Raw genomic sequence first — 11,632 nt, 5'->3', positions numbered from 1 at the left:
AAATACTTCGTTCACTATCTAAACAACTTTGTGCTAGTTTAATAGTAGAATTCTGAAATTTCTTTTTGTTTCATGTGGTAAAAAAATCACGTGTTTCTTAAACGCCTAATTCTAATTCGTTCCAAATCATCATTATAATCTTTTATAAACGATTCTCTATAATTATTTTTTATTAAATCTTTAACACTCTCCCTATCCCACTTTTTTACTAATGGAAAAGATAAATAATTTCTTTTTAATTCACTCAGATCGACGTTTAAAATTCCATTTTGTAAACTCTTGATCATTTTACAACATTCTAAAGGATTATTTAAAATTTGCTCTTCACAAAATCGTATTGTTACCCAAAGATTATCATGAAAAAATTTATTTCTTTTTGCATCAGATAAATGAAAGGGCTTTTTAGTTTTTAATGAATATGGCTCATCAATTTCAATTACGACTTTTAAATTATCGCGAATTACTGTGAAATCTGTAACGTATTTACCTCTTGGCTTTGAATCTTCAAAAGTATTATAGTCAACAAATTCAAAACTCTCATATTTCTCTGCAGATTTATCATGAATATCTACATATGTATTTTTAGATTTAATAGATAAATTTTCATAGATACTATCGTAATTATCCAAATCAAAACTTTCATTAAAGTTAAGTGCCATGATACCTTTAAAAGAATCATGTGAAAAACCTTTTCGATAATCATCGTTCTGAATAAAATCACTTGAATAATCTATTTCAAGTTTTAATTTCTGTAATTTCTCATTCTTAATATAAGTTTGAGCATCAGAATTGTAGAGTTTCATGTTTAAATAATATTTTTTTAGATCTTTTTCATAATTCTCCTTTTTTTTTAGGTAATTTTTAATTTGTTCTTGATCGGGTTCTTGATTGAAAATTTTGAATATACCTGAACTTAATCTCGGAAATTCAACTTCTATTGGCTTAATAGGCGAATAATTATTATTGTTAATTATATTAGTAAAGTATTTAGGAATAATAATTATAGGATAGTATTTTTGCATAAAATATCTGATTAAATAGTATTTTATCAAATTTACAAGTTTAGTCTTTAATATAAAAATCTCTAATTGTAAAAATCGACAATAGATTTGCATTACCGCAAACTTCTCACTTTAACATATATAAACAAACTCGTTGATATTTTTAAGTCTTCCCCAGAATCATTCCGTCTCCCAAATGAAGAACTTCGTTATCACCATGAAGAACTTCATCTACATTATGAAGAATTACGAAGCTTTATTGAATTACTTGGTTAGTTCTGTGAAGTTCATGTTGATAACGTTGAGGTACTGCGTTGATTCTCGAGGTTTTTCATTACTTCTTTGACGTATTGAAATGCCTATTTGAAATAAAATTGACCAGTCGTACTAGATTATTGTAGTGTTTTACATTTGAGCTTTTTTTTGGATATTTTGGAGAAACTTTTTTAGGTAAAAAACACTTGTAGTATATAATAAAACCTCGCAGCCCAGCCTGAATGGAGCTCTTTTTGGGAGGAACGAGCAAAAAAGCGGGAGTGGAGGATGGAAAAAGCTGCCCAAATAAAAATGATTATTGAGCACCTTTCCCAAGATTAACTTCTGCTATTTCTTCAATTCTTTAAATCCCATTTCAGAAAGTGCAAAACTTAAGATATCTGCATTCTCCCCGATTACCTGATCGGTACTTCTACCGGCGCCATGACCAGCATTGGTTTCAATTCGCACCAAAACCGGATTTTTACAGGATTGCTTTTCCTGCAGTTCTGCCCCAAATTTAAAGGAATGCGCGGGAACTACTCTATCGTCGTGATCGCTGGTAATGATCATTGTCGAAGGATAACAAACGCCTTTTTTCACATTTTGAACGGGAGAATAGGAGGCGAGATAATCAAACATTTCTTTGCTGTCTTCGGCGGTACCGTAATCGTAGCTCCAACCCGCTCCGGCAGTAAATTTATTGTAGCGCAACATATCTAAAACACCAACTCCCGGGAAAGCAACTTTTGCGATATCCGGACGCATGGTCATGGTTGCACCCACTAAAAGTCCACCATTTGACCGGCCCGAAAGCGCAGTATATTCTTTGGAGGTGTAATTATTTTTTTGCAAATATTCTGCAGCCGCTATAAAATCATCGAAGACATTTTTCTTTTGCATTTTGGTTCCGGCATCATGCCATTTCTTGCCGTATTCGCCTCCACCACGAATGTTTGGAACGGCGTAAATCCCACCGTTTTCCATCCAGATCGCATTGACTACAGAAAAAGCGGGTTGTAAACTGATATTGAATCCACCGTAAGAATAGAGAATCGTCGGGTTTTTTCCGTCGCGTTTCAGGCCCTTTTTGTAGTTGATCATCATCGGAATTTTTGTTCCGTCCGGTGAATAGTAAAAAACCTGCTCAGAAACATAATTTGCCGGATCAAACTTGACATTCGGTTTTTGATATACTTCCGAACTTCCGTTTTCTGAATTGTATTTGTAGATCGTGCCCGGCGTAATATAATTAGTAAAAGAAAAATACAGATCTTTCTCTTTTTCCTTACCACCAAAGCCACTTGCTGTGCCTATTCCAGGCAAATCTATCGTTCTGATCAACTTGCCTTTGTAATCAAACTGTTTTACAGAGGTTACAGCATCTTTCATATATTTCGCGAATAAATAACCGCCGCCTGTAGAGACGCTGAGTACATTTTCAGTTTCCGGAATAACATCGGTCCAGACATCGGGTTTGTTGATATTGAATTTCACCAGGCGCATATTCGGTGCGTTTTTATCGGTTAGAGCGTAAATAATATCGCCTTTGGAATCGATAAATTCGGTATTAAAATCATATCCTTTTTGAACCGGAATAAAATCTTTTTTACTTTTTAAATCTTTAATATAAAGTTCGTTTCCGTTTGTGGCTTCAGAAGCACTTAAAACCTGATAACGTTCATCATCAGAAACGCCAACGCCCATATATCTGCGTTTGAATTTATCGCCACCGATCACCAATTTATCCTGCGCCTGTTTTGTGCCGAGTTTATGGAAATACACTTTATGAGTGTCTGTTTTTGCCGAAAGCTCTGAACCTTTTGGCTTATCGTAACTCGAGTAGAAAAAACCTTGATCACCTAACCAGGACGCGCCGGAAAATTTTACATCGATAATGGTTTCATCGATCACTTCTTTGGTTAATGCATTGATAATGATTATTTTATTCCAGTCACTTCCACCTTCAGAAATAGAATAAGCTGCCAAATTTCCTTTTTTATTAAAGGACACTCCAGCTAACGATGTGGTTCCTTTTTCCGAGAATTTATTAGGATCTAAAAACACTTCAGTGTTGCCCGCTTTATCTGTTCGGTAAAGAACGGATTGTGCCTGAAGTCCATCGTTTTTATAGAAATAGGTATAATCTCCTTCTTTAAAAGGTGCGCTGATCTTTTCATAATTCCAGATATCTTTCAGCTGACTGCGAATCTCTTCGCGGAAAGGAATTTTGGCGAGGTAATCGTTTGTAAATTTAACTTCACGCTGCACCCAGTCTTTGGTGTCATCTGCACGGTCATCTTCTAACCAGCGGTAAGGATCATTTACTTTGGTTCCAAAGTATTCATCTACATGATCGATTTTTTTTGTCTCGGGATATTTCAAACTGCTCATTTTTTGTGACGCACAGGATGCAAGCAATAACGCAGATACACCAACTGTAAAGATTTTAATATTCATAAATCAAGGATTTGCTCAAAAATACCAATTTTAATTGAAAGCTAAAAGTCTGCAACGCATCTTAATTTATGGAGGTCTGATTTTATTCTTAACAAAAGATTAATCCTTTTCAAATCAATTTTAACAGACTTTAAACTTTATTTGTATTTTTAAGGAATACAATTTGCTAGATTTATAATTCAAAATTTTACAATGAAAAAGGAAACAGGAATTTTATTGGCAGGAAGCATCGGCATCTTAATAGGCCTGGGATTATTTGGAGTGCGTAGATTTTTACTAAAAAAGAGTAAAGATTACAACGATTACTATTCTGATTTTCACCGCCATTTTGACAAAAGAAAAGAAGAGGAAAACCACGATGGCGTGGAATTTTTAGCGATGCAATAAAAAATTAAAAAACCATAACTTACGATCCTGTCTTCAATTGAGACAGGATTTTTTTGTGGATAATTACAATCTAAAAGTTAATTATCAGAAAGAAATATCTTCTTAATTTTGAAACAATAAGAATTAAAATGTCTGCGGAAAACTTTAAAAAAGGGCAAGGTGCACAGCGAAACGAAATTAACCGTTTCGACCGCTACACTTTTGAGCCTGAAGAAGAAGAAGACTTCATCAACACCAAGACAAAATTTACAGAAGTCTTTCCAAAAACAATTGTCAACAAAGTAAAAAGTCCGGATCTTGCGATGGAATATTCCCTGAATCCTTACCAAGGCTGCGAACACGGTTGTTCCTATTGTTTTGCTAGACCGACTCATGAATACTGGGGATTCTCCGCAGGAACCGATTTCGAAAGAAAGATCATGGTGAAAAAAAATGCACCGCAATTGTTAGAGCAGTTTTTTCAGAAAAGAAATTATGTGCCCAAAACCATTATGCTTTCGGGAAACACCGATTGCTATCAACCTTCAGAACGGCAGTTTGAGATCACGCGCCAAATTTTAAAACTTTGTTTACAATATCGCCATCCGGTTTCTATATTGACGAAAAACGCTTTGGTTCTACGGGATTTAGATCTGTTGAAACCTATGGCAGAACAAAATCTTGTTTCCGTTTCCTTCAGTATTCCGACGATGAATGAAGAAATTCGGAGAAAAATGGAACCCCGCACTTCAACGGCGAGAAATAAATTGAAAGCTATTGAAACGCTTACAGAAAATAAAATACCGGTTGGCGTAATGGTCGCTCCGGTAATTCCGGGCTTAACGAGTGACGAAAGTCTTAGTATTTTAAAATCAATTTCGGATGCGGGTGCCTTAAAATTTGGATATGCTTTGGTTCGTCTTGATGATACGGTGGAACCTGTTTTTGTTCATTGGATCAATGCTAATTTTCCAGACAAAGCCCAGAAAGTTTTAAATTTGATTCGTTCGACTCGTGGTGGAAATCTAGGTGACAAAAGATTTCACGAACGGTATAAAGGCGAAGGGAATATTGCAGAAATGATTCACAACACTTTTGCCTTGGGAAAAAGAAAATTTTTCTCAGATAAAGAATTTCCTAAACTTTGTACAGAAAATTTTACAGGGACAAAAGAACAGCAGCTTAAACTCTTTTAGTAAAGATGAATAAAATGCTCAAAATCAATAAAATTTCTGTTGTTAAGCCTATTAAATAAAGTTTTTAGTTATTTTTAACAAAATTTTCAAAATGGTTCTCAGCAGAATTTGGAGTGGCTTTATTATCGTGGCGATCCTGGTAGCAAGTGTTAAATATTTGACATCCGATAATTACAACGCGATCTACAACGATATGGTCGTTGGGAAAAGTGGCGACACGGTTCAAATCGCTTCAAAAAAAATCAACGAATTTTCTCCTTTAATTAAGCAGGGTTTACTTTCAAAATCTGATTTTACAGATGATAGAATTCACTATAAAACCGATTCTGCCCAATCTCAGGTTGCCGTTTATCGCGTTCAGCAAACCGATGGTGTTATTGGAACTTCTGAAACTGCAGTAAAGATCTGTTTGGGTTTAATTGGAATCATGACCTTATTTATGGGTTTCATGAGCATCGCGGAAAAAGCCGGCGGAATTAATTTATTATCCAGAATGATTCAGCCTTTTTTCTCTAAACTCTTTCCGGAAATCCCGAAAAACCATCCGTCTTTCGGACATATGTTGCTCAATTTTTCCGCTAATTTATTAGGACTTGACAATGCTGCAACGCCGTTTGGATTAAAGGCGATGGAAAGTTTGCAAACCTTAAATCCCGACAAAGACCGGGCGAGCAATTCCCAGATTATGTTTTTGTGCTTGCATGCGGGAGGATTAACATTGATTCCGGTTTCTATTATTGCGATCCGGGCATCGATGGGATCTCAAACGCCGACCGATATTTTTCTACCATGTATGATTGCGACTTTTGCTGCCACATTATCCGCAATGATCGTGGTTTCGCTTTATCAAAAAATTAATTTACTACAGCCCGTTGTCATTGCTTATGTTGGTGGAATCGCTGCCATAATTGCGTTATTAGTTGTTTACCTAGTGAGTTTAAGCAAAGAAGGACTTGATAATTTCAGTATGCTATTGAGTAACGGAATTATCCTTTTGATTTTCTTCGCTATCGTTTTGGGGGCACTTTATAAAAAGATCAATGTTTTTGATGCCTTTATCGATGGAGCAAAAGAAGGATTCTGGACGTGTGTAAAAATTATTCCTTTTTTAGTCGGAATGTTGATCGCGATCTCTTTGTTGAGAACTTCGGGCGTTTTTGATGTTTTGATCGATGGTATGAAATGGGTTGCGATGGTTGTTGGTTTCGATACGCGATTTGTTGACGGATTACCAACCGCTTTGATCAAGCCACTATCCGGATCTGGCGCGCGAGGTATGATGGTTGATACCATGCAGACTTTTGGTGCAGACAGTTTCCAGGGAAGATTGGCTGCAGTTTTACAGGGAAGCTCGGATACAACTTTCTACGTGATTGCGGTATATTTTGGAGCAGTCGGAATTAAAAACACAAGATATACGGTGACTGCGATGCTTTTGGCAGATCTGGTTGGAATTATAACATCCGTAATTTTGGCTTATATATTTTTCGCGTAGTTCTAAACACTAATTGCACGAATTTTTTTCACTAATAACATGAATTCAAATTAATTTTAAAAAATTAGCGTTTAATTGTGCGTATTCATTTGTGACATTAGTGTTTTGAATAAGATTAATTTAATAGATTTTCCACTAAAATATCTTCGTCTAATTCTTCCCAGTGAATTCCTTCCCCGTCACCGATAAACCGCCAATTTTCAAGTTGTTTTTTTGAGGCTTTTCGTAAGGAGGAGAACCATTCCAACGGCACGGAAAATTCTCTGCCATCTTCTAAAGAAATAATCATTTTTCCATCATCAAATTTTAATGAGATTGCCTTGTTTGACTTATTTATTGCTAAAGTATTCATTCTATTTTTCAATTAAAAAGTTGATATTATTCTCAATTATGAGCCGAATTTCTTTAAGATCCTTTGCAGAAAATCTACTGCTTTTTACAAATTCTAAAGGAATTAAATTAAATTTTGCAATTGCATTTCCTTTTTCAATGTGAATATGAATCGGCAAATGTTCGTTACTGTAAAAGAAAAATCTAAATCCGTTAACTGAGAGAATCGTCGGCATTTTTTATTCAAATATAAAGAATTCCTTCTGAAATTATTTTTACATTTGACAAATTTTTAAAAATGATACACGATAAAGATTACATCATCAGAATTGTAAAGCAATTTTCAGAATTTCTTTCAAAAATGATTATTGGCGGGAAAAACGAGGGCGATCTTACAGAACTTCAAAGAATTTTTGATACGAACATGAACGACACCTTCAAGATGGATTTTGAGACATTGGCTTCTAAACCCACAGAAGAAATCCTACAACTCATCAATGAGAAAGAAAACGGTCATCATATTCCTTACTTCGAATTGCTTGGACATCTTTTTTACTATAAAAACAAAGAAAATCCAAATTCCGATTATGCCGAAAAAGCAAAAATCTTTTACGAACAGTATTTACAGAAAAGTGGAATTTTCTCCTTGCCGATCGTTTCCAGAATTGGTGAATTGAAAAAAGCTTAAAATTGGATGGACGAATTACAAATATTACTATCTCAAAAAAAAGAGACTCTTCAAAAATTACAACAAAAATTGACCGTTTTAGGTTGGATCCGTGTTGTTGTTTTCCTTTTGATCACGTTCTTTCTCCTAAAATATTTCATCCTTGAAAGTGGATCTCAAAGTCATTTATATTTAGGGATTTTCTTTACTGTCGGCTTCTTTATTTTAGGATATTTTCTTGTTAATGTAAAAGAAGAATTAAAATTCTATAAAAATTATCTGCATATTGGAGATGAAATCATCAACAAAACAGAATTCGATACAGGTTTAGATTTTGAGGAAGATATTGATCAACATTCTTTTGCAAAAGATCTGGATATTCTGGGTAAAAACTCGCTCTTCAGTTATCTTAATTACGGTGAAACACCTTTAGGTAAAGATAAACTCAAAGAGTTCCTTTTAAATCCAGGTGTTTCAAAAAAAGAAATAATTCAACGACAAAAATCGATAGCAGAATTATCGGAAAAGACGGCCTGGAATATTCATTTTTTGACTTTGGCGAAGTCGATGGAAATAAAAGGAGTAATCAGACATCCACAAAAATCAGATGCGGTTTTTAATAATGCCGTTTTGGCAAAGATCACAACAATTGCAGTTCCGCTTCTGACTTTTGTCACTGTGCTTTTAGCAATATTCACCTCAATATCTGGAGCATTTATCGGTTTAATGTTAGTTGGGATTTTAATTATTTCCCGGATTGTCCTTCATATTTATCGCGAAAAAATGGCGGATTTAGGCGAAAAGCTTTCTTTTGATTCGAATCAATATGAGCAGTTTCTGAATGTTTTCTCTCACATTGAAAAGGAAGATTTTAAGGAAGAACTCAATCAGTCACTTCAAAATAAACTCAGATCCGGGAAAAGCAAATCTTCCCGCAAAGAAATCGAAAAATTAGCTCGACTGCTTCGGAATTACGAAAGTGGCCAAAGTAATATTGGCGTTATTCTGAATAATTTTTTCTTGTGGAATCTTAATTTCACTATTAAAATTGAAAACCAGTTTAACAATATCGATGAGGATCTGCCACAATGGTTTGAGGCCTTTGCAGAATTTGAAGCTTTAATTTCGCTAGGGATTTTTAAATTTAAAAACCCAGACTACATCCTGCCCGAAATTAAAACAGAAGGTGTAAAATTTGAAACAGAAGAATTGATTCACCCATTATTATTTCAAAAAGAAGTAGTTTCTAATAATTTCACGATCGATGAAAATACAGAGATTTCAATTATTACCGGCGCGAATATGACGGGTAAAAGTACATTTCTGCGAACGGTTGGAATCAATTTGGTTTTAGCAATGATCGGTTGTCCGGTTGCGGCGAAAGAATTCAGTTTTATTCCGATGAAGCTTTTTACATCGATGCGAACGAGCGATTCTCTCAGCGACGGAACATCTTATTTTAATGCTGAAATTCTTCGGCTGCGAAAACTAGTTGAGAATTTAGAAAAAGGCGAACCTCAGTTTATTATTTTAGATGAGATTTTAAAAGGAACCAATTCTCAGGATAAATTAACGGGCTCAGAATTATTCCTGGAAAAATTAATGAAAAGCCATTCTCTCTTCTCCTGTCTTATTGCGACACACGATCTGGAGCTAACAAAAATAGAAGATAAATTTCCTATGAAAGTAAGGAATTATTGCTTCGAACTTCAAAACATTGATGGTGAACTGGAGACTGATTATAAACTTCAAAATGGTGTTACAAAAAGTATGAATGCCATTTATTTGATGAGAAAGTTTGGGATCATTGATGTTTAATCATTAAATCAAAGTGCCATTTGTAACAATTCGGCAAATTTATCGTCTTATTCTTTAAAATAAATCATGAAGAAATCTGCCCTTTTTTTGCTGAGTCTCTTTTCAGTTTTTGCTTTTTCTCAGAAGAAATGGACTCTTCAGGAATGCGTGAGTTATGCGGTGGAAAATAATTTGCAGGTGCAACAAAGTGGTTTAAATAATAAGAACCAGGATTTAAACTTAAGTATTGCAAAACGGGATTATTTGCCCTCTGTTTCCGGAACGGTGCAGACGAACAGTAATTTCGGACAACAACTGGTAGGAACTCAGACAGCGAGAAACGATAATTTTAACAACAATATTAATGTTGGTGCGAACATGCTCCTTTTCAACTATGGAAGATTGGCGAAACAGATCAGGAAAACGGAGTTTGATGTAGAAGCCAGCAAATTCGACACAGAGGCGATCAAAAATAATATCTCATTACAAATTGCTCAACAGTATTTATCGGTTTTATTAAACAAAGAAATTGTTAAAATCTCCAATAGCAGTCTGGAAAATTCTCAAAATGTTTATAGCAGATCCAAAATTACAACCGACGTTGGAACGACTGCAAAAACGGTTCTGGCAGAAGCTACAGCAGCTTTAGCACGGGAAAAACAAAATGTGCAGAATGCCCAGATCAATGTGAATAGAAGTTTATTTGCGCTCGCACAATTGCTTCAGCTTCCTCATTACAAAGATTTTGATGTTGTAGATGTTCCCGTGGAAGATCAACTGGATGCTCCGCTGTACTCCGCAGAAAATATTTTAGAAAAAGCAACTACAGATCAGCCAGAAATTAAAGCTGCACAAAGTCGGATTTCTGCTGCAGATGCACAAACGCAGGTTGCCCGTACTGCTTTTTGGCCAACCATTTCAGCTTCTGCTGGATTTGGAACCTTCTATTTTAATTCTTTGACGACGAATCTTCGTGGATATGATAGTGTGAATAATGTTCCACTGCAGGAACAAAACTTTTTTAGTCAGTCCAAAGATAATTTCGGACAACAGATAGGAATATCGGCTAACATTCCTATTTTTAATAAGGGAATTACACGCCTACAGGTTGAGCAAACGAAAATTAATGAAGATATAGCGAAAAATAATTTAGAGCAGAGCAAACAAACCATCAAGCAAAATGTACAACAGGCACAGTTCGATTCAGAAAGCAATTACGAGAGTTATCTCGCCGCTGTTGAAGCAGAAAAAAGTAGTGCTTTAGCTTTAGATTTCGCTCAAAAAAGTTTTGAGGCAGGAAGAACTACGATCTACGACCTGAGCAACGCCCGAAATAATCTGGCAAATGCGCAGGGATCAGTCGCACAGTCTAAATTTAATTATCTGTTTAGTTTAAAATTGCTTAATTTCTACGCGGGAATTCCTTTATCTTTATAACAAATTCCTCATTATTTTAAAGGATCATCGTAACCTATGTCGATTTCGCTTTTAGAAAAATATTTACCGAAAAACACGCTTCCTTATCTCAAGACTTGGTTTGCCGACTATTCCATTCATATTAAAGTAACGAAAGGCCGAAATTCAAAGCTTGGTGATTACAGGAAAATGCCGGACAAATCGCACCAGATCACAATTAATTCTACGCTTCAACCACCACTTTTCTTTTTCGTTTTAACGCATGAATTAGCACATCTTATTGCTTTTGACAAATTCGGAAACCGTATTTCTCCGCATGGATTAGAATGGAAAAATACATTCAGAATAATGCTTTTGGAAAGTCTTCCAATTTACGCAGACGATCTAAAATCCATTATTTTAAAATTTTCAAAATCTCCGAAAGCTAACTTTATGGCGAGTCCGGATCTTGTAAGATATTTTCATATCGAAGATTATGAAGATGAAAGTTCTTATATTGAAGATCTAAATGCAGGAGACCATTTTACTTACAAAAAGCAGACTTACCTCATAGAAGACAAACGTAAAAAAAACTATCTTTGTGTAAATCTCGACACACAGAAAAAGTATATTTTCAAACCATTAGCGAGAGTAGAAAAATTAAGTTAAT

General features: G+C 35.0%; 11 protein-coding genes. 7 read left to right on the top strand and 4 right to left on the bottom strand.

Annotated elements, in window-relative coordinates; all coding sequences use genetic code 11:
* Positions 1-86: 86 nt before the first annotated feature.
* Together ACZ9HT_RS02835 and ACZ9HT_RS02830 are read right to left on the bottom strand one after the other, a co-directional pair.
* Complete coding sequence (locus ACZ9HT_RS02835; RefSeq protein ID WP_476038920.1) at positions 87-1,022, bottom strand: DUF559 domain-containing protein; 936 nt, start codon at positions 1,020-1,022, stop codon at positions 87-89.
* Positions 1,023-1,604: 582 nt separating this feature from the next.
* The gene (locus tag ACZ9HT_RS02830) at positions 1,605-3,716 is read right to left on the bottom strand and encodes a prolyl oligopeptidase family serine peptidase (protein ID WP_476038919.1); all 2,112 of its coding nucleotides are present in this window, start codon (positions 3,714-3,716) and stop codon (positions 1,605-1,607) included.
* Positions 3,717-3,908: 192 nt separating this feature from the next.
* Between ACZ9HT_RS02830 and ACZ9HT_RS02825 the strand changes: the two genes are divergently transcribed.
* The 3 genes from ACZ9HT_RS02825 (at position 3,909) to ACZ9HT_RS02815 (ending at position 6,773) form a co-directional block, all read left to right on the top strand.
* Positions 3,909-4,103: a hypothetical protein gene (locus ACZ9HT_RS02825; RefSeq protein ID WP_476038918.1), complete on the top strand. Its 195-nt coding sequence runs from the start codon at positions 3,909-3,911 to the stop codon at positions 4,101-4,103.
* A 128-nt stretch (positions 4,104-4,231) separates the two neighbouring features.
* Complete coding sequence (locus ACZ9HT_RS02820; protein WP_476038917.1) at positions 4,232-5,278, top strand: PA0069 family radical SAM protein; 1,047 nt, start codon at positions 4,232-4,234, stop codon at positions 5,276-5,278.
* Positions 5,279-5,369: 91 nt separating this feature from the next.
* Positions 5,370-6,773: a nucleoside recognition domain-containing protein gene (locus ACZ9HT_RS02815; protein ID WP_476038916.1), complete on the top strand. Its 1,404-nt coding sequence runs from the start codon at positions 5,370-5,372 to the stop codon at positions 6,771-6,773.
* A gap of 115 nt (positions 6,774-6,888) precedes the next feature.
* On the opposite strand, the gene ACZ9HT_RS02810 is transcribed toward ACZ9HT_RS02815, so the two are convergent.
* Together ACZ9HT_RS02810 and ACZ9HT_RS02805 are read right to left on the bottom strand one after the other, a co-directional pair.
* Positions 6,889-7,125, bottom strand: coding sequence for a DUF2442 domain-containing protein (locus ACZ9HT_RS02810; RefSeq protein ID WP_476038915.1), 237 nt, complete (start codon positions 7,123-7,125; stop codon positions 6,889-6,891).
* 1 nt (position 7,126) lies between these two features.
* Positions 7,127-7,339: a DUF4160 domain-containing protein gene (locus tag ACZ9HT_RS02805; protein WP_476038914.1), complete on the bottom strand. Its 213-nt coding sequence runs from the start codon at positions 7,337-7,339 to the stop codon at positions 7,127-7,129.
* A 62-nt stretch (positions 7,340-7,401) separates the two neighbouring features.
* On the opposite strand from ACZ9HT_RS02805, the gene ACZ9HT_RS02800 reads away from it, so the two are divergent.
* The 4 genes from ACZ9HT_RS02800 to ACZ9HT_RS02785 all read left to right on the top strand — a co-directional run bounded on the left by ACZ9HT_RS02800 (position 7,402) and on the right by ACZ9HT_RS02785 (position 11,631).
* The gene (locus tag ACZ9HT_RS02800; protein WP_476038913.1) at positions 7,402-7,791 is read left to right on the top strand and encodes a hypothetical protein; all 390 of its coding nucleotides are present in this window, start codon (positions 7,402-7,404) and stop codon (positions 7,789-7,791) included.
* 6 nt (positions 7,792-7,797) lie between these two features.
* Positions 7,798-9,588, top strand: a complete 1,791-nt coding sequence (locus ACZ9HT_RS02795) for a MutS-related protein (RefSeq protein ID WP_476038912.1) — start codon at positions 7,798-7,800, stop codon at positions 9,586-9,588.
* A gap of 66 nt (positions 9,589-9,654) precedes the next feature.
* Positions 9,655-11,004 carry a TolC family protein gene (locus tag ACZ9HT_RS02790; protein WP_476038911.1) on the top strand — a complete coding sequence of 450 codons (1,350 nt, stop codon included), beginning with the start codon at positions 9,655-9,657 and terminating at the stop codon, positions 11,002-11,004.
* 36 nt (positions 11,005-11,040) lie between these two features.
* The gene (locus ACZ9HT_RS02785) at positions 11,041-11,631 is read left to right on the top strand and encodes a SprT-like domain-containing protein (RefSeq protein ID WP_476038910.1); all 591 of its coding nucleotides are present in this window, start codon (positions 11,041-11,043) and stop codon (positions 11,629-11,631) included.
* Position 11,632: the final 1 nt, after the last annotated feature.

The sequence above is a fragment of the Chryseobacterium sp. UYP7 genome (assembly GCF_056279225.1).
Note: the sequence above shows the minus strand (reverse complement) of the source record. Positions and strands in the feature narration are given on the sequence as shown.

Excerpts from the sequence above, each read along its gene's own strand:
- ACZ9HT_RS02795 (WP_476038912.1), top strand. The coding sequence starts at position 7,798 with ATGGACGAATTACAAATATTACTATCTCAAAAAAAAGAGACTCTTCAA.
- ACZ9HT_RS02820 (WP_476038917.1), top strand. The coding sequence starts at position 4,232 with ATGTCTGCGGAAAACTTTAAAAAAGGGCAAGGTGCACAGCGAAACGAA.
- ACZ9HT_RS02830 (WP_476038919.1), bottom strand. The coding sequence starts at position 3,716 with ATGAATATTAAAATCTTTACAGTTGGTGTATCTGCGTTATTGCTTGCA.
- ACZ9HT_RS02790 (WP_476038911.1), top strand. The coding sequence starts at position 9,655 with ATGAAGAAATCTGCCCTTTTTTTGCTGAGTCTCTTTTCAGTTTTTGCT.
- ACZ9HT_RS02835 (WP_476038920.1), bottom strand. The coding sequence starts at position 1,022 with ATGCAAAAATACTATCCTATAATTATTATTCCTAAATACTTTACTAAT.
- ACZ9HT_RS02800 (WP_476038913.1), top strand. The coding sequence starts at position 7,402 with ATGATACACGATAAAGATTACATCATCAGAATTGTAAAGCAATTTTCA.
- ACZ9HT_RS02805 (WP_476038914.1), bottom strand. The coding sequence starts at position 7,339 with ATGCCGACGATTCTCTCAGTTAACGGATTTAGATTTTTCTTTTACAGT.
- ACZ9HT_RS02785 (WP_476038910.1), top strand. The coding sequence starts at position 11,041 with ATGTCGATTTCGCTTTTAGAAAAATATTTACCGAAAAACACGCTTCCT.
- ACZ9HT_RS02815 (WP_476038916.1), top strand. The coding sequence starts at position 5,370 with ATGGTTCTCAGCAGAATTTGGAGTGGCTTTATTATCGTGGCGATCCTG.
- ACZ9HT_RS02810 (WP_476038915.1), bottom strand. The coding sequence starts at position 7,125 with ATGAATACTTTAGCAATAAATAAGTCAAACAAGGCAATCTCATTAAAA.
- ACZ9HT_RS02825 (WP_476038918.1), top strand. The coding sequence starts at position 3,909 with ATGAAAAAGGAAACAGGAATTTTATTGGCAGGAAGCATCGGCATCTTA.